Below are 18,056 nucleotides of genomic sequence, written 5' to 3' on the forward strand. Positions count from 1 at the left end.
TGATGCGCAGGCAGATACCCCGTCGCCTGACAGATGAGCTATACACTGCAACAACGTCGAGCAGACCTTGAGCAGACCTTGAGAAAGGGAACCCCATGAACCACAGCACCTTCTGGCTGACCGCGAATGACCGCAGCCGCCTGTACGTCAATCATTGGATGCCCGACGGCCCGGCCAAGGCGGTGGTCATGCTGTCCCACGGCATGGCGGAGCACAGCGGGCGCTATGCGCGGCTGGCCGAAGCCTTGTGCAGTGCAGGCTATGGCGTGTATGCGCCGGACCAGCGTGGCCACGGCCGCACCGCCGACGAAGGTACGCTGGGCCTGTATGCCGAAAAGGACGGCTGGAACAAAGTGGTGGGCGACCTGGCCAGCCTCAACCAGCACATCGGCCAGCAGCATCCGGGGCTGCCGATCATTTTGCTCGGCCACAGCATGGGCAGCTATATCGCCCAGGCCTACCTGCTGCACCACAGCGCCAGCCTGCATGGAGCGATTCTCAGCGGTTCGAATTTCCAGCCGGTGGCGCTGTACCGCGCCGCACGGCTGATCGCTCGCGCCGAACGCCTGCGCCAGGGTGTCCGTGGGCGCAGTGCGTTGATCGAGTTCCTGTCCTTCGGCTCGTTCAACAAGGCATTCAGGCCCAACCGCACCGCGTTCGACTGGCTCAGCCGTGACCCGAACGAAGTCGACAAATACATCAACGATCCACTCTGCGGTTTCCGCTGTACCAACCAACTATGGATCGATCTGCTCGGCGGCTTGCAGCAAATCAGCAAAGCGTCCAATCTCGCCCAGATCGATCCGGGCCTGCCGATCCTGGTGATGGGCGGCGAATGTGATCCGGTCAGTGAGGGCAAGCGTCTCAAAAGCCTGGCCCATGCCCTGCGTGAGGCCGGCAGCCAGCACCTGCAACTGAATATCTACCAGCAGGCACGTCACGAAGTGTTCAACGAAACCAATCGCGACGAAGTCACCGCCGATGTGCTGAGGTGGCTCGACCAGGCCCTGACCTTGCGCAGGCCGGCCCACTGCGAATAAATTTACGTTTAAAATCAGATAGTTAAATTACCGATTAGCCACAGGATGCACCTTTAGATGACCCAGGTAACCAACACCCCGTACGAAGCCCTTGAAGTCGGCCAGACCGCCAGCTACAGCAAGACCGTCGAAGAGCGTGATATCCAGCTGTTTGCCGCCATGTCCGGCGACCACAACCCGGTGCACCTGGATGCCGAATACGCCAAGGCGACCATGTTCAAGGAGCGTATCGCCCACGGAATGTTCAGCGGCGCCCTGATCAGCGCAGCCGTTGCGTGTGAGCTGCCCGGGCCGGGCACTATCTATATCGGCCAGCAGATGACCTTCCAGAAGCCGGTGAAAATCGGCGATACCCTGACCGTGCGCCTGGAAATCCTCGAGAAGCTGCCGAAGTTTCGCGTACGTATTGCCACCCGTGTGTTCAACCAGCGCGATGAGCTGGTCGTGGATGGCGAGGCGGAAATTCTTGCACCACGCAAGCAGCAGGTCGTGACCTTGACCGAGCTGCCGCCGATCAGCATTGGCTGAGTACGGTTTTCAAGGCCAACACCCTGCAAATGTGGGAGGGGGCTTGCCCCCGATGGCGGTGTGTCAGTCATTGAAATATCGACTGATCCACCGCTATCGGGCGCAAGCCCCCTCCCACATGTGTTACACAGCAGCGCTTAGGACTGAGCGCGAGCCTGGTTACGCAGGGCTTTTACTTGGTCGTGATTGCGTTGCACGCCGTGGTACTGACGCTCAACCAGGTCACGAATGCCCAGCAGGTTGTGCTTGTTGATCTTCTCGATGGCTTCTTTGTAAGCCTTCAGTGCGTGGTCTTCGCCGCGCTCGGCTTCGTTCAGCACAGCCTCTTCGTCCTTACCGGTCAGCATCGACTTCACGTCGACCCAGCCACGGTGCAGGGCGCCGGCTACGCTACCGGAGTCTTCCGGATCACCGCCCAGGGCACGCACGGCGGTCTTCAATTCGGCGGCAGCGGTAGCGCAGTCAGCGGAACGCTTGGCAAACAGCGCCTTGAGTTCCGGATGCTTGATGTCTTCTGCGCATTCCTTGAAGCCTTTCTGGCCGTCGATGCTGGTCTCGATCAGGTCGTTCAGTACGGAGATCGATTCTTTGTTGATGTCAGTCATTTTTCAATTCCTTAGGCAGGTGAAGAAGGGTTGTCTTAATGATTGCAGCGCTCGTGCCAGGTTTTGAAAAATTACTTTTATGTTTATTTTCAATAACTTAAAAATATTTGAACCATCTGTATGTACGTTATTTGCATGATCTGTCATTTGGCCTTCATGCAGAATGCCTGTATTTTCGAAGACCTCGCCTCACTTCACATGAAGCCCATGAATCCCGAAAAACTCGAACTGCTGATCACCCGCGAAATGCCCTTCGGCAAGTACAAGGGTCGGATCATCGCCGACCTGCCGGGTCCCTACCTGAACTGGTTCGCCCGCGAGGGCTTTCCCCACGGCGAACTGGGCGGGTTGCTGGCATTGATGCAGGAAATCGACCACAACGGCTTGTCCGAATTGTTGGAACCGCTGCGCGTTAAACACGGCAAACCCGCCCCCCGCCATTAAGAGACTCGCCATGCCAAGGAATGCCGACAACGAACCTCACTGGCAGGCCATCGCCCAGCGCTATGCGCTGGAGCCCGGCCCGATCAACCTGGAGAACGGCTACTTCGGGCGTATGAGCCGCGAGGTGCAGGCGCAGTACCTGGAGCATGTGGCGTTTATCAACCGCAGCAACTCGCTGTATGTGCGCCAGCGCTTCGAGCAAGGTGAAAATGTCGAGATCCGTCGCCAACTGGCGGGCCTGATCGACGTCGACCCCGAGGCAGTCGCCTTTACCCGCAACGCCACCGAAGCCTTGCAGTCGCTGATCCGCAACTACAACCGCCTGCAACCCGGCGATCAGGTGCTGATCAGCGACCTGGAATACGACACCGTCAAAGGTGCGATGCGCTGGTTGGCGGGTGTTCGCGGTGTAGAAGTGATCGAGTTGTCCCACACTCATCCGGCCAGTTTCGACAGCCTGGTGCAGACCTATCGCGATGCGTTCGCCCGGTACCCGCGCCTGAAGCTGATGGCACTCACCCATGTGACCCACCGCACCGGCCTGGTGATGCCCGTAGAGGCCATCGCCAAGGCCGCGCGTGAGCATGCCATCGACGTGATCCTCGACGGCGCCCATGCACTGGGCCAGATCGAGTTCAACCTCGCCGAACTGGGCATTGCGTTCGCCGGCTTCAACCTGCACAAATGGATCGGCGCGCCGCTGACCCTGGGGTTCCTCTATATCGCCCCCGAATGCCTGGCTGATATTGATCCGGACATGGGCGAGTTCCACTACCCCGCCACCGACGTGCGTGCGCGTACGTCGTACAGCACGCCGAATTTCCCCGCGTTAATGACGTTGCCGTTGGTGCTTGAAGAACATCGCGCCATGGGCGGCGCGGCGGCCAAGGGTGCGCGTGTCAGTTACCTGCGGGATGTATGGGTGAGCCAGGTGCGACCGTTGCCGGGGATCGAGGTGCTGACGCCGGATGATCCCCGGCTGTATTGCGGGATCACGGCATTCAAGTTCAGCGGGCGGGATCAGCAGGTGATGGTGGATCGCATGCTCAACGACTATGGGCTGTTCACTACTACGCGCACCGGTACGGCGTTTGGTACCTGTATCCGCGTGACACCGGGGTTGGTGACGTCGGCGGAGGACATCAATGTCCTGGTCAATGCCATTACCGAGCTAAGCAGAGATTAAAGGTGGGCCTCAGGTTTTTACCGGCAAAAAAAAGCGGTACACCGACCAAGTGCACCGCAAAAATGCCGTTAAGCACAGCAACAACGATTCGATGAATCAGATCAATCCAGCAGCGCCAGCGCCTGCGCGGTGACTTCCTGGATGCGGGCCCAATCGCCGTTCTTGACCCACTCCGGGTCAAGCATCCAGCTACCGCCCACGCACATCACGTTTTTCAACGCCATGTAGCTTTTGATATTGGCCGGGCCGACGCCGCCGGTCGGGCAGAATTTCACTTCGCCGAACGGGCCGCCCAGGGCCTTGATCGCGGCAACACCGCCGCTGACTTCAGCCGGGAACAGTTTGAAGCGACGGTAGCCCAGGCCGTAGCCTTCCATGATGCCGGAGGCGTTGCTGATGCCTGGCAGCAGCGGGATCGGGCTGTGCACCGAGGCTTCCAGCAGGTCACGGGTAATGCCGGGGGTGACGATAAATTGCGAACCGGCGACTTCAGCCGCTTCAAGCATGTGGCGGTCGAGTACGGTGCCGGCGCCGGTGCACAGTTCAGGCCGCTGCTCACGCAGCACCTGAATGGCCTTGAGGCCGAACTCGGAACGCAAGGTCACTTCCAATGCGGTCAAACCACCGGCTGCCAGGGCATCGGCCAGCGGCAGGATGTCCTGCTCGCGAGCGATGGTGATCACCGGCAGGATCCGCGCCTTGGCGCAGAGGCTGTCGATCAAGGCAACTTTATCCGCCATGGACACGGTCGGTTGAGGGCTTTTCATAGCGGCTGATCCTTGGCTCATGGGCACCAGTAAATCTCTAAAGTAGGTTGCAAAAACGCGCGAATCGGCATGGCAGCAACGTCGTCACTGGCCAGCGCGGCGCTCAAGGTGGTCAATTTCGAACTGCCGGAAATCGACAGCGCGGTGTGGTGGGCCGTGGCCAGCAATGCGCGACTCATGGTCAGGCGCTGGTGCGGCACGGTCGGCGCCAGCATCGGCCAGCAACGGCGGGTACCGTCGGCCTGCAGTGCAGCGGCGAGGTTCGGGCTGTTGGGAAACAGCGATGCGGTGTGGCCGTCATCGCCCATGCCCAGCACCAGCACATCAATGGCCGGCAGCTCGGCCAGCAGGCGATCGGCCTGCTCGGCAGCGTCTTCAAGGTTGGCGGCGGCGCTGTACAGGCTGAGGAACCTGGCCTTGGCCGCCGGGCCTTGCAACAGGTGCTGCTTCAACAGGCCGGCATTGCTGTCGGCGTGTTCCACCGGCACCCAGCGCTCATCGGCCAGGGTGATGGTGACCTTGGACCAGTCCAGGCCTTGCTTGGCCAGGTTCTGGAAAAACGCCACGGGGCTGCGGCCACCGGACACCACCAGGGTCGCCTCGCCACGGGCACTGATGGCCGCGCGCAGTTGTTCGGCCACGTCGTTGGCCAGGCCGTCCGCCAGCAGCACAGGCGTGCGGTACTCGTGGGCAGTCACGCCCCGAGGCAGTTTCAATTCAGATATCGCCATACCAAGACCTCCCATCCCGCGTGATCAGTGCAATCGAGCTCATCGGCCCCCAGGACCCCGCCGCATACGGCTTGGGCGCATCACCGGATTTTTTCCACCCGGCGATCAACTGGTCACACCACTTCCACGCGGCTTCGATTTCATCTTTGCGAACAAACAGGTTCTGATTGCCGCGCATCACTTCCAACAGCAAACGCTCGTAGGCATCGGGGATGCGCGCGCTGCGATAGGTATCGGAAAAATTCAGTTGCAATGGCCCGCTGCGCAGTTGCATGCCCTTGTCCAGGCCCTGCTCCTTGGTCATCACGCGCAAGGAAATGCCTTCGTCCGGCTGCAGGCGGATGATCAACTTGTTGCTGATCTGCAAGCGCTGCTCGGGGGCGAAGATGTAATGAGACGGTTCCTTGAAGTGAATGACGATCTGCGACAGCTTCTGCGGCATACGCTTGCCGGTACGCAGGTAGAACGGCACCCCGGCCCAACGCCAGTTACGGATATCGGCCCGCAGCGCGACGAAGGTTTCGGTGTCGCTCTGGGTGTTGGAATTCTCTTCTTCCAGGTAACCCGGCACCGGCTTGCCGGCGCTGTAGCCGGCGATGTACTGGCCACGCACCACTTGAGTGGTAAGGCCATCCGGGCTGATCGGCGCCAGGGCCTTGAGCACCTTGACCTTCTCGTCACGGATGCTGTCGGCGGACAGGTCGGCCGGCGGGTCCATGGCGATCAGGCAAAGCAGCTGCAGCAAGTGGTTCTGGATCATGTCGCGCAGCTGGCCAGCCTTGTCGAAATAGCCCCAACGGCCTTCGATACCGACCTGTTCGGCCACGGTGATTTCCACGTGGGAGATGTAGTTCTGGTTCCACTGGGTTTCGAACAGGCTATTGGCGAAACGCAGGGCGATCAGGTTCTGGACGGTCTCTTTGCCCAGGTAGTGGTCGATACGGTAGGTGCGGTTTTCCGGGAAGAACTGCGCCACGGCATCGTTGACCTTGCGCGAGGATTCCAGGTCCGAACCGATGGGTTTCTCCAGCACGACGCGGGTGTTTTCCGCCAGGCCGACCTTGGACAGGTTCTCGCAGATCGCACCGTACACCGCCGCAGGCGTGGCGAAGTAGGCAATCAGGCGTTGCTCGGTGCCGGCCTTTTCCGCCAGGGCCACGTAGTCATCGGCTTTCATGAAGTCGACGTGGACATAGGTCAGGCGCGCCAGGAAGCGCTGGGCGATGCTCTCGTCCAGTTCCTTGCCGACGTATTTACGCAATTCTTTTTCGATATGGGCCAGGTGTTGCTGCTCGGAACCGGCTTCCCGGGCCAGGGCCAGGATACGGGTATCGTCGTGCAGGAGCCCGGCGCCATCGAGTTGATAGAGGGCAGGAAATAACTTGCGCAGCGCCAGATCACCCAAGGCGCCAAACAGGGCAAAGGTGCAGGGTTCTACGGTTATCGAAGGCATGATGTTTGTTCTTTTATCAAGTTAAGCTACAAATACCTTTTTTCAAGGCATCACTCAAGGAAAAATGTAGTAATAACCACAACATTTTCCGGAAATACGCATTCCGAGTGGTGGTGTTCAGCTACCCTCAGTAGGATAGGCCACCGCAAAAGGCCACTCGTCGATTGGTTGCCACCCTTTTATTTGCATCGTCGCCCGAAGGAAAGACTGAATGGACCGCGTGCGAAATCTTCTGGAACAGATCCGGAACCGCCTCGAAGAATTGAACAAGGCTGAGAAAAAAGTGGCCGAGGTCATCCTGCTCAACCCGCAGCAGGCGACCCGCTTCTCCATCGCAGCCCTCGCCCAGGCCGCCTCGGTCAGTGAACCGACGGTCAACCGTTTCTGCCGTTCGTTCGGCGTCAGCGGTTACCCTGAACTTAAATTGCAGTTGGCGCAAAGCCTGGCCAGTGGCGCAGCGTATGTCAGCCGCGCCGTGGAGGCCGATGATAACCCCGAGGCCTACACCCAGAAGATCTTTGGCAGCGCCATCGCCTCGCTGGACGCCGCCTGCCAGGCCCTGGACCCGGCCCTGATCAGCAAGGCCGTGGACCTGTTGATCCAGGCGCGGCAGATCCACTTCTTCGGCCTGGGCGCTTCGGCGCCGGTGGCCATGGACGCGCTGCACAAGTTTTTCCGCTTCAACCTGGCGGTCACCGCCCACGCCGACGTGCTGATGCAACGCATGATCGCCTCGGTGGCCCACACGGGCGAGCTGTTCGTGATCATTTCCTACACCGGGCGCACCCGTGAGCTGGTGGAAGTGGCGCGTATCGCCCGGGAAAACGGTGCGTCGGTGCTGGGCGTAACCGCCGAGAACTCGCCGCTGGCCAAGGCCAGCACCGTAAGCCTGAACATTCCACTGCCCGAAGACACCGACATCTATATGCCGATGACCTCGCGGATCATTCAGTTGACGGTGCTGGATGTGCTGGCCACCGGCATGACCTTGCGCCGCGGGGTGGATTTCCAGCCGCATTTGCGCAAGATCAAAGAGAGCTTGAATGACAGCCGGTATCCGGTGGGGGATGAGTTCAACTAAGCCAGCCTGTGTGCTGGCTTAGTTGAACTCATCGGGGACGATTCAACTTGCCCCCGATGAGGCCATAAGCCACGACGCTAGACTCCCGCCCGTGCCTGCAGACTGAGATGCGCCCGCTCCCCCGGCGCCAGGCTCGCCCCGGCCATCGCCGACTCCACGCACACAAACCCCGACGCCTCGTTAAAACTAACACCCAATAGTGGCCGGCTGCCCGGATGCCATACGACGGTGTCGGCGCTGTCGCCGGTATCGATGCACAGTTCACGCTGCCAGGCGTGATCCTTGAGGTGCAGTTCGCCATCATGCTGGAACACCCGCTGGCACCCGCCATCCACTCGTAACTCGCCTTCCTGCTGGCACGCCTGGCGATTGAGCTGGTCGTAACCGTGCGCGCCGTCGAGCCCAGACAGCGCTATCTCATCAACGTGTCCAATACGCCAGTAAGCGTGCAAAGCATGGCTCAACTGGCACGGCAACTCGTCCTGATGCTCGGTGCTCAGGCGCAGTTCCAGGGTGTCGCCCAGGTGCGCGTGCAGGTCGACCTGCCAGTCGCACAGCTGCAATTGCCAGTGCAGGCGCACGCCGTCGTCGTCGCTGCTGCTGTCGAGCAGTTTCCAGTCGATCAACCGCGCCCAACCATGGGACGGCCAAGCGTTTTCGCTCGGATGGCGGCCATACCATGGCCAGCACACCGGTATGCCGCCACGGATGGCGCCGACTTGCGGCCACTTGGCTGCGCACCACAGCCAGGGTTTCTGGCCACGGGGCTGAAAGTGCAACAGTTGCGCGCCCTGGCGACTGAACACCGCCTGGCACAGCGGATGGTCGATTACCAACACGTCGCGCATCTGAAAGCGCTCCCAGGCGAACACCGGACGCTCGCGCAGGGATTTGAAAAAGCGTTGCAGCGGTTGCTCATGCATGTGCCACGGTCCCAAATATCACAGTGCCACCCAAAAAAAAGCGGATAGCCATGGCTACCCGCAAAATGCGCACAGAGAGAAGGAGCTTATCGCAACAGCGTTAGAACGTAGACTGAATTTTCAGGCCCGCCACCAGCGCGTTGTCGACTTTATCCACGCCGCCCGGTTGGACAACGTATTGCAGGTTGGGACGCACGGTCAGCCAGTTGGTGACGTGGAAACCGTAGTTGATTTCGAAGTTGTACTCGGTTTCGCGGATCGGCGAGAACAGCGGGTTGTCGTAGTCGGCCACGCCGTTGGCGGCATTCAGCAGTTCGGCGTTTTTCTTCACGTCATCGTTGACGTGCAGACGCGCGGCACCAATACCGACGTCATCTTTCGGACGCGCGTCGAATGGGCCTTTGTACACCAGCATCAACGACTGGTAGTTGTCGACCAGGTTGGTTTCCTTGTCGTGGAAGGTCGCGTTGGCGGCGATGTTCAAGCCACGGGAAGCGTCGCCGTTATGGGTGGTGAGTTGCTGCTGGGCAACGAACCAGTAGCCTTTTTTGCTGCTGCGGGTACGGTAGGCCGCACCGGTGGTAGCAGCATCGTTGCCATTGACGTCTTCACGAACGTCAGCAGCATCGGCGGCGCTCTTGTAGTAACCCACACGGTATTCGCCCGGCAGGTTATTCACCTTCGGCGACCAGACCAATTCCACCGGAATCACGGTGCCCTTGGTGCCGCTGCCGCTGAGCTTGAAGCCGTTGCCGTGCTCCAGCTGCGACGGGTTCTGGTTGTACGCACCGATTTGCGCATACAGCTCAGGCGTGATGTTGTACTTCACGCGGATCGCGGCCTGGCTGACCGGCCAGTTGTACCAGGTGTTTACATAGTTACCGACCTGGGAGCCACAGAACGACAGGTTCTGGAAGTCGCACGGGAAGGTGTTGAAGTCTTCGCCTTCACCGAAGTAGCCGAGCTTCACGTCCAGCTTGTTGTCGAACATCTGGTGCTGAATCCAGAACTGGGTCAGGCGCACCATGTGGCCACGACCGTAGACTTCCATGGACGAGCTCAGCGTGCCGGCACGCGGGTCGCCAATGCGGTCGTTGGAGATGTTCTGGCCATTACGGTTAGTCAGCTGGATCTTGGCCTGGGTGTTATCCCAGCCCCACAGCTTTTGCAGGTCCAGCGCCACGCCCAACCCAAACTGGTCGGAGTAACGGCCGGTCTTGTCGTCGTTGTAGCCGCCGCGCAGGTTGGCGCCCATTTCCCCTACGTAGTCAGCCTTGATGTCGATACCTTGCTCGATCAGCTTGGTACGCTCGCCGCCCCAATCACCGGTCATCCACTTGGAGTCGGCACTGAATGCATCGGCCGCCATCGCATTGGCGGACAGTACAAGGGCTGCTGCTGCTGACAGTTGGCAGATCAGCCGAGTGTTGTTGTGTTGCTTTTTCATCCCTACATCCTCGTCTTTATTGTTATTAAACTGTTTTTATCTAACGCGGGTTACTTTTTTCATCTAAAACAACAACTTATCTACTTCAGCGACCTTTGAATTGGGCCACGTTGTCCGCATGCCCCTGTGCGGGCAATGAAGAAGCAGTGCCGAGGCGCTCGCCCGTGTTGGCGTCGAACAGCAATACCTTGGATGGATCGAATTGCAGTGTCAGGGTCTCGCCCACCTGCGGCGCCACATCAGGCGCCAAACGGCAGCAGACCTTGGTGTCATTGAGCTGCACAAACACCAGTGTGTCCGGGCCGGTCGGCTCGGTGACCTGGACCTCGGCACGAATGCTCGACGAACCATTACCCTCACCCGACGCCAGCACGATCTGCTCCGGGCGCAGGCCCAGAATCACATCACGGTCTTCCAGGCCGGCGTCGTTCATACCCAGCGGCAATTCGCATCGCGCCTGGCCGCTGTCGAGCAGCGCCACCAACTTCCCGTCCTTGCGTTTTAGGCGCATAGGAACGAAGTTCATCGGTGGTGAACCGATAAAGCTTGCCACAAATAGGTTAGCAGGGTCGTTGTAAATTTCTTTCGGCGTGCCGAATTGTTGGATGATGCCGTCCTTCATCACCGCCACTTTATCGCCCAGGGTCATCGCTTCGATCTGGTCGTGGGTCACGTAGACCGTGGTGGTCTTGAGGCGCTGGTGCATCAGCTTCATTTCGGTACGCATCTCGACGCGCAGCTTGGCGTCGAGGTTCGACAGCGGTTCGTCGAACAGGTAGATCTTCGGCCGACGTGCCAGGGCCCGGCCCATGGCCACGCGCTGTTGCTGGCCGCCGGAGAGCTGGCCCGGCTTGCGGTTGAGCAGGTGTTCGATCTGCAGCAGCTTGGCCACCCGCGCCACTTCGGCGTCGATGTCGGCCTGGGGCATCTTGCGGATCTTGAGGCCGAACTCGATGTTCTCGCGCACGCTCATGGTCGGGTACAGCGCGTAGGACTGGAACACCATGGCGATGTCACGGTCCTTGGGGCTCATGCCGCTGACGTCCTGGTCGCCGATCATGATCGCGCCGCCGGTGATGGTCTCCAGGCCGGCGATGCAGTTCATCAGCGTGGACTTACCGCAACCCGAAGGACCGACCAGGATCAGGAACTCCCCTTCCTTGATCGACAGTTCGATGTTCTTCAAGGTGTCGGGCAGGCCGGCGCCATAGGTCTTGTTTACATTGCGAAGTTCAAGCGTAGCCATGATTACCCCTTGACCGCGCCGGCCGTCAGGCCGCGCACGAAATACTTGCCTGCGATCACATAGACCAGCAGGGTCGGCAGCCCGGCGATCATCGCCGCCGCCATATCCACGTTATATTCCTTGGCCCCGGTGCTGGTGTTGACCAGGTTGTTCAGCGCCACCGTGATGGGCTGGGAGTCGCCACTGGAGAACACCACACCGAACAGGAAGTCGTTCCAGATCTGAGTGAACTGCCAGATCAGGCAGACCATGATGATCGGCGTGGACATCGGCAGAATGATCTGACGGAAGATGGTGAAGAAACCGGCCCCGTCCAGGCGTGCCGCCTTGATCAGCGCATCCGGGATGCTCACGTAGTAGTTACGGAAGAACAGCGTGGTGAACGCCAGGCCGTACACCACGTGCACAAACACCAGGCCGGTGGTAGTGCTGGCCAGGCCCATCTTGCCGAGGGTGAACGACGCAGGCAGCAGCACGGTCTGGAACGGCAGGAAGCAGCCGAACAACAGCAAGCCGAAGAACAGCTGCGAACCACGGAAGCGCCAGAACGACAGCACATAACCGTTCAATGCACCGATGGCGGTGGAAATCAGCACGGCCGGCACGGTGATCTTGAGCGAGTTCCAGAAGTAGCCATCCACGGTGGCCCAGGCCTTGACCCAGCCGATGCCGCTGACCACGGTCGGCCAGCTCAACAGGTTGCCGGTGCTGATGTCTTCCGGGGTCTTGAAGCTGGTGAGCAACATCACCACCAGCGGTACCAGGTACAGCAATACAGCGAGGATCAACACCGCGTAGATCGCGATGCGGCTCAGGCTGATGGCAGGTTTGGCAGCGAGACTAGTCATTACGCTTGGTCCTCAGCTCGGAGTAGAGGTAAGGCACGATGATCGCGAGGATCGCACCGAGCATCAGGATTGCACTGGCCGAGCCCATGCCCATCTGGCCACGGCTGAAGGTGAACGAGTACATGAACATGGCGGGCAGGTCGGACGAATAGCCCGGGCCACCGGCCGTCATGGCCGCCACCAGGTCGAAGCTCTTGATCGCAATGTGCGCCAGGATCATCACCGCACTGAAGAACACCGGACGCAGGCTGGGCAGCACCACGCTCCAGTAGATGCGCGGCAGGCTCGCGCCGTCGATCTGGGCGGCACGGATGATCGACTGATCAACCCCACGCAGGCCGGCGAGGAACATCGCCATGATGAAACCGGAGGCTTGCCACACGGCGGCAATCACCAGGCAGTAGACCACCCGGTCCGGGTCGATCAGCCAGTCGAGACGGAAGCCTTCCCAGCCCCAGTCACGCAGGAGTTTGTCCAGGCCCATGCCCGGATTGAGCAGCCATTTCCAGGCGGTACCGGTGACGATCATCGAGAGCGCCATCGGGTACAGGTAAATGGTGCGGATAAAACCTTCGCGGCGGATTTTCTGGTCGAGGAAAATCGCCAGCGTCACGCCGATCACCAGGGTGATGCCGATGAACATCCCGCCGAACAGCGCCAGGTTCTTGCTCGCCACCCACCAACGGTCGTTGTCGAACAACCGCTCGTATTGCGCAAGACCCGCCCATTTGTAGCTTGGCAGGAACGTAGAGGTGGTGAACGAGAGCACAAACGTCCACAGGATGTAGCCGTAGAAACCCACCAACACGATGAACATGCTGGGCGCCAGCACCAGTTTGGGTAGCCAGCGCTGCAGTGCATCGAACGGCGAGGCTTTGCTGAACACAGCAACAGAACTCATGGGGAAATCCAATACAGGGAAAAAGGACTACAGAAGCACGCCTTGTGAGGGGTCAGGGATCCCCCTCACAAGGTCAACCGTTACTTGGCAGACTTGATCGCAGCGCCGAGTTTCTTGGCGGTGTCGGCCGGGTCGGCTTTCGGGTCGTTGATGTAGTTGGTCACGACATCGAAGAACGCACCTTGCACCGCCAGGGTGGTGGCCATGTTGTGCGCCATGCTTGGCTGCAGGCCGCCGGTCTTGGCGTCAGCCAGGAAGTCCTTGGCGGCGGTCTGGGCGCAGGAGTCGAAACCGTAGGAGTCCATTTTGTTCAGCATGTCGTTGCGAACAGGGATCGAGCCCTTGTTGATGCTGAACACCTTCTGGAAGTTTTCACCCAGCACGACTTTGGCGATGTCCTGCTGGCCAGCGGCAGTGCCTTTGTCTTTCTGCTTGAACACCGCCAGGGAGTCGATGTTGTAGGTGAAGGCTTTGTCGGTGCCCGGGAAGGCTACGCACTCGTAGTCTTTGCCGGCGACTTTCTTCGCGGCGGTCCATTCGGACTTGGCCCAGTCACCCATGATCTGCATACCGGCCTTGCCGTTGATGACCTTGCCTGCTTCGAGGTTCCAGTCCTGGCCTTTGCCGTCGACGTCCATATAGGTCGCGACTTTCTTCAGCTCGGTCAGGGACTTGACCATTTCCGGGCCGGTCAGCGCAGCGTTATCGAGGTCGACCAGGGCTTTCTTGTAGCCATCGGCGCCCATTACCGACAGGACCACCGCTTCGAACACGGTGCTGTCCTGCCAAGGCTGGCCACCGTGGGCAAGCGGGATGAAGCCCGCGGCCTTGAGCTTGTCGCCGGCGGCGTAGAATTCTTCGAGGGTGGTGGGGCTCTTGGTGATACCGGCTTTCTTGAAGACTTCCGGGTTGATCCACAGCCAGTTCACGCGGTGGATGTTGACCGGTACGGCAACGTAGTCGCCGTCGTACTTCACGGTGTCGGAGACTTTCTTGTCGAGCAGGGAATCCCATTTTTCGTCTTTGGCGACGGACTTCAGGACGTCGGTGTCGAGCAGGCCGGTAGACGCCCATTCCTGGATGTCGGGGCCCTTGATCTGGGCAACGCCTGGCGGGTTGCCGGCGACCGCGCGGCTTTTCAGCACGGTCATGGCCGTGGCACCGCCACCACCTGCAACGGCACCGTCTTTCCAGGTGAAGCCGTCTTTCTCGACTTGGGCCTTCAGGACATCTACAGCCGCTTTTTCGCCACCCGAGGTCCACCAATGCACAACTTCAACCGTCCCTTTGGAGTCGGCGGCAAATGCACTGAGGGGAAACAACGAGGCAACGGAAATAGCTACGGCGAGGCGATTAATCGCGTTCATCTGAATACCTTTTCTTGTTGTTATGCATGCAAGTCTGGAGCTTGCGCTGCACGGAGTTTAAACATGGTTTTTTCGAGCACAGGTAACAAAGGGATGCACAAATGTCACCACTTGGTGACATAACACCCAGCGCCTAAAGCGCTGGCCATGCTTGGGGCCAGGGGCAGTGCAGGCAGCACAACCGCTTGCCAGGCATGGTACAGGTCCGGTTTACCGCCCCAGATGGTGCTGCTGGGCTGGTTGTGCGGGCTGAGTTCGTGGTGCCAGCTGCCGTGGAGGCGGTCGATGAAATGGGTGTCGCAAAACTCCCAGAAACGCCGGTACCAGGTTTCGTAATGCAGCTCACCCGTGCGTTTGAGCAAGGCCTGGGCAGCGGCGCTGGCTTCGGCGTGGGTCCAGTGCAGACGCTCGCGCACGACCGGGCGGTGGTTCCAGTCGAGGGTGTAGACGATACCGGGGGCGCCATCCACGGCCCAGGCATAGCCGCAGGCGCTGGCGAACAGGCCCTTGGCGGCGCTCAGCAGCCAGTCCGGCGTGGCCAGCCCGGCCTGCAGGCGCGCGGCTTCCAGGTGCAGCACCAGCCGCGCCCACTCAAAGCCATGGCCAGGGGTGATGCCATACGGGCGGAAGCCATCGGCGGGGTTGTCTTCGTTGTAATCGAGCAGGGGTTGCCATTGCGCGTCGAAATGCTCGATCACCATGAACTGGTTGGCGGCGGCGTGGGTATGAATCACTCGTTCGACGATGCGCAGGGCGCGGTCCAGCCAACGAGTGTCGGCGGTGACATCGGCCAGGGCCAGGAAGGCTTCGGTGGCGTGCATGTTGCTGTTGGCGCCGCGATAGGCTTCGACGCCGTTCCAGTCCCGGGCGAAGGATTCGAGCATCACGCCCTCCTCTTCGCTCCAGAAGAACTGGTCGATGATATGAATGGCGTCGCTCAGCAGATTTTGCGCGCCAGGCGCGCCCGCCACCACGGCAGAGCTGGCGGCCAGGGCGACAAAGGCATGCAGGTAGGCCGCCTTGCCGGTGTTGCCGTCCAGGGCCTGGGGTGCGGCGAACCAGCCACCGTGTTCGCTGTCACGCAAAGGTCCGCCCAAGGCCGCAACACCGTGCGCCACCAATTCGGCATAACCCGGCAAGCCCATGGCATGGGCCATGGCGAAGCTGTGGGTCATGCGCGCGGTATTCATGGTTTCGGCGTGGGCATCGGCCGGCAACTGGCCTTTGTCGTCGAGGTTGCCAAACCCCTCAGGCAGACGGGAGGCCTTGGCGAATGCCAGCAGGCGCTGGCCTTCGGCGGCGAGCCAGGCGTGATGGGCAGGTGCATTCAGCCAACTGCTGGCAGGCAGTGGTTGCGAGGTCATGGGTGGCCCTTATTATTGTTTGTGGGATGACCGGAGTCTAAACAAGGGCGAGGTGGCGGCAAGTAACGAAGGGGATGGGAAATGTCACCAGATGGTGACATTCAAGCCGCTTAGTCGGCCTGTGGCGAGCGGGCTTGCCACAGGCCCGATATTACTGGCCGAGCGGCGTGACAGCCGCTGGCGCGTTGAGGCGCTGATTCAGGTTCTGCACCTGGCTCTGCAAGGTGGTGATATTGCGGGTGGTCTGGATGCGAAACACGTCGAACTCCTTGTTGGTCGGCGCATCGCTGTTGGCCGGCTGGCTGTCCTGGGCGCTTTTGAGTACCACGAGGTCCTGCTCAAGACGGGCGATGGCTGCGCTCGGGTTACCTTGCTTTTTCAAGGCGGCCACATCAGCAGCCAATTCCTTTATCTCGGTATCGCGCTTGCCGGCATCGCCCTGCGCTGCCTTCAGGGTGGCCACTGCATCGGTCAAGGCTTGCACCTGGCCCTGCAGCTTGGCATTGGCGCCCGACAGCTCAGTGGTGCTGGCAGTCATTTGCGCCAGGCGCTTGTCCAGCTCGGTGGCCTGGCCGACAACGCCGAGTTGCTGCTTGCCCTGCTCCAGCAGCTGGGTTTCCAGCTGTTTGATCTGCAGTTTCAGTGCTTCGCTGCCGTTGTTCACGTTGGCTTCACTGGCTACGACCTTGCCGGAAATGTCCTGCAGGCGCCCTGCCGCTTCTTCGCTGATGCGCGCAAAGCTTTCCTGGGTGGCAACCAACTGCTGGCCCATCAGGGAAATCTGCTGGAAGCTCCACCAGGCCAGGCCGGCGAAGGCGATCAGCAGCGCGCCGATCAATGCCCACAGCGGGCCGGTGCTGGCGCCCTTGACCTTGACCACGGGCGTGTTGCGCGAACGCACCGAGGTGGCCGGGGAAGGCTCGAAATCATCGTCATCCCCAAGATCGGCCCGCAGGCTGGGAATGTTGTCGAAATCGTCTTTGGCATCGTTACGCATGAATCAACCCTGAATCAGTGAGTTAGCCGGCTGGAAAGCCGAGCGACGGGAGTATAAACCCCAACCCCATCGCGTTGATCGACCCGGAACCTGGAATTCGGTTCCCGATGTGTTGCCTGTTGTGACCTTATTTGAACCCGGGATCCTGGGCCTTCCACCAACTGCAGAACTCGTCGAGGGCGGTCCACAGGCTGACCTTGGGCTCGTAATCCAGATAATGCCTGGCCCGGCTGATGTCGAGGGTGAAATCTTTGTTCATTACCTGCATGCCCAGGCGCGATAACGCCGGCTCCGGACGACCGGGCCACATTGCGCAAAAGGCTTCGTTAAGCGCCGCCACGCTGTAGGACAAGCCGTAGGAGCGATAACGGGTCACCTGGGGCAACTCCATTTGGCGCATCACGTAATTGACCACATCCCACACCGGCACCGGCGTGCCGTTGCTGATGTTGTAGGCCTTGCCCAGGGCCGAACCGGTGGCCAGCAAACTGCTGAGCAGCGCTTCGTTGAGGTTGTGCACACTGGTGAAGTCGACCTTGTTGAGACCGTCGCCGACGATAGCCAGGCGGTTCTTGCGCTGCATTTTCAGCAGGCGCGGAAAAATACTCATGTCACCGGCACCGGTGACGAACCGCGGGCGCAGGGCCAGCACCTCGAGGCCGAACTCCTGGGCGCCGAACACTTTCTGTTCGGCCAGGTACTTCGTGGCCGCATAGGGATGCTTGAAGCGCTTGGGGACTTGCTCTTCGGTCAACCCGAGGTGATCGCGCCCGTCGAAGTAGATCGACGGCGACGACAGGTGCACCAGACGGCCCACGCGCTGCTTGAGGCAGGCTTCCACGACGTTTTCAGTCACCAGCACGTTGCCTTGATGGAAGTCCTGGTACTTCCCCCACAAGCCCACGGCGCCTGCACAATGCACCACGGCTTCGACATCGCGGCACAGGTCGCGCACCAGGTCGGCATCACTCAAGTCACCCTGGATAAACTCGGCACCGCGTCGAACCAGGTGCTCCACCCCCTCGGCGCGCCGCCCGTTGACCCGCACGTCCAGGCCCTGCTCCAGGGCGAAACGCGCAAAGCGCCCGCCGATGAAGCCGCTTGCGCCGGTGACCAGAATCTTCATGT

The 18,056-nt window shown here is 60.4% G+C and carries 18 protein-coding genes; 5 read left to right on the forward strand and 13 right to left on the reverse strand.

Features of this window, described 5'->3' with window-relative positions:
• Nucleotides 1-95 precede the first annotated feature (95 nt).
• On the forward strand, nucleotides 96-1,040 hold the full coding sequence (locus tag FX984_RS12675; RefSeq protein WP_146477334.1) for an alpha/beta hydrolase: 945 nt from the start codon (nucleotides 96-98) through the stop codon (nucleotides 1,038-1,040).
• Between the two features lie 57 nt (nucleotides 1,041-1,097).
• Nucleotides 1,098-1,568 (forward strand): MaoC family dehydratase, encoded by a 471-nt coding sequence (locus FX984_RS12680; protein WP_024077080.1) that lies wholly within the window; start codon nucleotides 1,098-1,100, stop codon nucleotides 1,566-1,568.
• Nucleotides 1,569-1,705: 137 nt separating this feature from the next.
• Here the strand turns inward: FX984_RS12680 and FX984_RS12685 are convergent, their stop codons facing one another.
• On the reverse strand, nucleotides 1,706-2,173 hold the full coding sequence (locus tag FX984_RS12685) for a ferritin-like domain-containing protein (RefSeq protein ID WP_010208206.1): 468 nt from the start codon (nucleotides 2,171-2,173) through the stop codon (nucleotides 1,706-1,708).
• A 207-nt stretch (nucleotides 2,174-2,380) separates the two neighbouring features.
• Between FX984_RS12685 and FX984_RS12690 the strand changes: the two genes are divergently transcribed.
• Nucleotides 2,381-2,617: a DUF3820 family protein gene (locus FX984_RS12690; protein WP_017139191.1), complete on the forward strand. Its 237-nt coding sequence runs from the start codon at nucleotides 2,381-2,383 to the stop codon at nucleotides 2,615-2,617.
• 10 nt (nucleotides 2,618-2,627) lie between these two features.
• Nucleotides 2,628-3,803, forward strand: a complete 1,176-nt coding sequence (locus tag FX984_RS12695; protein WP_146477332.1) for an aminotransferase class V-fold PLP-dependent enzyme — start codon at nucleotides 2,628-2,630, stop codon at nucleotides 3,801-3,803.
• A gap of 101 nt (nucleotides 3,804-3,904) precedes the next feature.
• On the opposite strand, the gene FX984_RS12700 is transcribed toward FX984_RS12695, so the two are convergent.
• Genes FX984_RS12700 through zwf form a run of 3 tightly spaced genes read right to left on the reverse strand, consistent with a single transcriptional unit; the run spans nucleotide 3,905 to nucleotide 6,754 of the window.
• Nucleotides 3,905-4,570, reverse strand: a complete 666-nt coding sequence (locus tag FX984_RS12700; RefSeq protein WP_026067364.1) for a bifunctional 4-hydroxy-2-oxoglutarate aldolase/2-dehydro-3-deoxy-phosphogluconate aldolase — start codon at nucleotides 4,568-4,570, stop codon at nucleotides 3,905-3,907.
• Nucleotides 4,571-4,587: 17 nt separating this feature from the next.
• A complete protein-coding gene (gene pgl, locus FX984_RS12705) occupies nucleotides 4,588-5,301 on the reverse strand; it encodes a 6-phosphogluconolactonase (RefSeq protein ID WP_146477330.1) in 714 nt (237 codons plus the stop codon).
• Nucleotides 5,288-6,754, reverse strand: a complete 1,467-nt coding sequence (zwf, locus tag FX984_RS12710; protein ID WP_027605596.1) for a glucose-6-phosphate dehydrogenase — start codon at nucleotides 6,752-6,754, stop codon at nucleotides 5,288-5,290. Before zwf ends, pgl begins: the two co-directional genes overlap by 14 nt.
• 220 nt (nucleotides 6,755-6,974) lie before the next feature.
• On the opposite strand from zwf, the gene FX984_RS12715 reads away from it, so the two are divergent.
• Nucleotides 6,975-7,835, forward strand: a complete 861-nt coding sequence (locus FX984_RS12715; protein WP_169898656.1) for a MurR/RpiR family transcriptional regulator — start codon at nucleotides 6,975-6,977, stop codon at nucleotides 7,833-7,835.
• Nucleotides 7,836-7,912: 77 nt separating this feature from the next.
• Here the strand turns inward: FX984_RS12715 and FX984_RS12720 are convergent, their stop codons facing one another.
• The 9 genes from FX984_RS12720 to FX984_RS12760 all read right to left on the reverse strand — a co-directional run bounded on the left by FX984_RS12720 (nucleotide 7,913) and on the right by FX984_RS12760 (nucleotide 18,054).
• The gene (locus FX984_RS12720) at nucleotides 7,913-8,758 is read right to left on the reverse strand and encodes a D-hexose-6-phosphate mutarotase (protein WP_065939135.1); all 846 of its coding nucleotides are present in this window, start codon (nucleotides 8,756-8,758) and stop codon (nucleotides 7,913-7,915) included.
• A 100-nt stretch (nucleotides 8,759-8,858) separates the two neighbouring features.
• On the reverse strand, nucleotides 8,859-10,205 hold the full coding sequence (locus tag FX984_RS12725) for a carbohydrate porin (RefSeq protein ID WP_027605594.1): 1,347 nt from the start codon (nucleotides 10,203-10,205) through the stop codon (nucleotides 8,859-8,861).
• An 85-nt stretch (nucleotides 10,206-10,290) separates the two neighbouring features.
• On the reverse strand, nucleotides 10,291-11,451 hold the full coding sequence (locus tag FX984_RS12730; protein WP_027605593.1) for an ABC transporter ATP-binding protein: 1,161 nt from the start codon (nucleotides 11,449-11,451) through the stop codon (nucleotides 10,291-10,293).
• 2 nt (nucleotides 11,452-11,453) lie between these two features.
• Nucleotides 11,454-12,299 carry a carbohydrate ABC transporter permease gene (locus FX984_RS12735; protein ID WP_027605592.1) on the reverse strand — a complete coding sequence of 282 codons (846 nt, stop codon included), beginning with the start codon at nucleotides 12,297-12,299 and terminating at the stop codon, nucleotides 11,454-11,456.
• Nucleotides 12,292-13,200, reverse strand: a complete 909-nt coding sequence (locus FX984_RS12740; RefSeq protein WP_003175732.1) for a carbohydrate ABC transporter permease — start codon at nucleotides 13,198-13,200, stop codon at nucleotides 12,292-12,294. Before FX984_RS12740 ends, FX984_RS12735 begins: the two co-directional genes overlap by 8 nt.
• Before the next feature lie 80 nt (nucleotides 13,201-13,280).
• Nucleotides 13,281-14,567: an ABC transporter substrate-binding protein gene (locus FX984_RS12745; RefSeq protein ID WP_146477328.1), complete on the reverse strand. Its 1,287-nt coding sequence runs from the start codon at nucleotides 14,565-14,567 to the stop codon at nucleotides 13,281-13,283.
• Nucleotides 14,568-14,671: 104 nt separating this feature from the next.
• Nucleotides 14,672-15,931, reverse strand: a complete 1,260-nt coding sequence (locus FX984_RS12750) for a D-mannose isomerase (RefSeq protein ID WP_146477326.1) — start codon at nucleotides 15,929-15,931, stop codon at nucleotides 14,672-14,674.
• Between the two features lie 151 nt (nucleotides 15,932-16,082).
• On the reverse strand, nucleotides 16,083-16,928 hold the full coding sequence (locus FX984_RS12755) for an ATPase (protein ID WP_146477324.1): 846 nt from the start codon (nucleotides 16,926-16,928) through the stop codon (nucleotides 16,083-16,085).
• A 127-nt stretch (nucleotides 16,929-17,055) separates the two neighbouring features.
• Nucleotides 17,056-18,054, reverse strand: coding sequence for an NAD-dependent epimerase/dehydratase family protein (locus tag FX984_RS12760; protein ID WP_027605588.1), 999 nt, complete (start codon nucleotides 18,052-18,054; stop codon nucleotides 17,056-17,058).
• Nucleotides 18,055-18,056: the final 2 nt, after the last annotated feature.

It is taken from the genome of Pseudomonas marginalis (assembly GCF_008692035.1).
In the GTDB taxonomy this organism is placed as follows: Bacteria; Pseudomonadota; Gammaproteobacteria; order Pseudomonadales; family Pseudomonadaceae; genus Aquipseudomonas; species Aquipseudomonas marginalis.